2 protein-coding genes are annotated in these 1295 nt (G+C 70.0%); one reads left to right on the top strand and one right to left on the bottom strand.

All coding sequences use genetic code 11. The annotated features are described in order from the left end of the window. Positions 1-321 precede the first annotated feature (321 nt). Complete coding sequence (locus ACZ47G_RS39640; protein ID WP_380524402.1) at positions 322-756, top strand: PhlB family protein; 435 nt, start codon at positions 322-324, stop codon at positions 754-756. A gap of 164 nt (positions 757-920) precedes the next feature. On the opposite strand, the gene ACZ47G_RS39635 is transcribed toward ACZ47G_RS39640, so the two are convergent. Continuing rightward, on the bottom strand, positions 921-1295 hold a 375-nt coding region (locus ACZ47G_RS39635), incomplete at its 5' end, for an electron transfer flavoprotein subunit alpha/FixB family protein (protein ID WP_465751386.1).

Raw genomic sequence — 1295 nt, 5'->3', positions numbered from 1 at the left:
TCCGCCGCGAACGGAGCGATCTTCGCCTCGGCCAGCGAACGCACCGCCTCACGGAGCATCTGGTGCTCCTCGGAGATACGGAAGAGATCGAAGTCCTGGCTCATGATCGCCACTCCTGTTTCACGACGGTACTCAGTACCCTTCATTATGCACGCGCGCGGCAAAAAGGGAACTCAGTGCCTTCACAGGGCGGCACTGAGTTCCCTATCCTTTTCCTGCCGAACTACCGCCGGACTACCGCCGCACCACTGCCGTAGGTCCGCCGTACTTCTGCCGTACTACCGCCCGACGGAGCCGGTCCGAGCGCAGGGAGATGACAACGTGGTCCACTCAGCCATCGACGCCGACACCCGGAGTACGACGCTGTACTTCCAGCGCTGTACCTGGTGCAACAACCCGACCTTCCAGCGGCTGCTCTGCCCCACCTGCGGCTCCACCGAACTGCGGCTGGAGCCCAGCGAGGGCACCGGTGTCGTCCGGCGCTGCGCGGTCGAGCAGGCCCGTACGCCGCTGGTCCGTCAGAAGTCGCTGATCCGGATGGCGGAGGGGTTCGACGTCTGGTGCATCGTGGACGGGATGCGCAGCACCGTCCCGGTCGGCACCCGGGTGCGGCTGTTCCCCTCCCCCGGCTCCGACCAGCCCGAACTGCGGCTGCTGCCGGTGGAGGAGCCGCAGCAGGAGCAGGAGGTCGAGCCGCGGCCGCTGCCGCCGGCGCAGGGCGGGTTCACCCAGCACCTCGCGGCCTTCGCCGAGTAGTCGGCGCGGGCCGTGCGGGCCCGGTGATCCGCGCGGTCTGCGCGGTCTGCGTGGTCCGCGCGGTCCGTACGGTCCGCGGGGTCCGTACGGTCGGGAACGACGGAGGGCGTGGCACTCGGTACCGGGGGTACCGAGTGCCACGCCCTCCGCGCTGCTCCGGGGGATCAGCCCTTGCGGGACTTCACCTCGGTGGTGAGCTGCGGCAGCACCTCGAAGAGGTCGCCGACCACGCCGTAGTCGGCCAGCTCGAAGATCGGGGCCTCGGGATCCTTGTTGACGGCCACGATGGTCTTCGAGGTCTGCATGCCGGCCCGGTGCTGGATGGCGCCCGAGATGCCGTTGGCGACGTACAGCTGCGGGGAGACCTGCTTGCCGGTCTGGCCGACCTGCGAGCTGTGCGGGTACCAGCCGGCGTCGACGGCGGCACGCGAGGCACCGACCGCGGCGCCCAGCGCGTCGGCGAGCTCCTCGACCACGCCGAAGCCCTCGGCGGCACCGACACCGCGGCCGCCGGAGACCACGATCGCGGCCTCGGTCAG

It is taken from the genome of Kitasatospora sp. NPDC030952, from assembly GCF_055571335.1.
This window is presented reverse-complemented; position numbering and strand designations above follow the sequence as displayed.